Raw genomic sequence first — 261 nt, 5'->3', positions numbered from 1 at the left:
GGGGGATTAGCTCAGCTGGCTAGAGCATCTGCCTTGCACGCAGAGGGTCAACGGTTCGAATCCGTTATTCTCCACACAAAGATTACCGAGACATAAGAAACGTAAGTAATCAAAAAAGATCTTTGACATGATGGACAACGTAAAATAAAGTAACGAATAAAAGAGCAAGCTGAAGATATATCAATCCGATTCACATTAAGTTGTGACCGGACAAAAGAAAGTAAGCAAGGGCAGACGGTGGATGCCTTGGCTCTCGGAGGC

The 261-nt window shown here is 44.1% G+C and carries 1 tRNA gene; it reads left to right on the top strand.

The window, feature by feature from the left end:
• A tRNA-Ala gene (locus DWX23_RS24780) sits at positions 1 to 74 on the top strand.
• Positions 75 to 261: the final 187 nt, after the last annotated feature.

Origin of the sequence: Parabacteroides sp. AF18-52, from assembly GCF_003479145.1 — a bacterium.
Lineage (GTDB): Bacteria > Bacteroidota > Bacteroidia > Bacteroidales > Tannerellaceae > Parabacteroides > Parabacteroides faecis.
The sequence above is the reverse complement of the archived record's forward strand: the minus strand, read 5'-3'. Positions and strand labels throughout refer to the sequence as shown.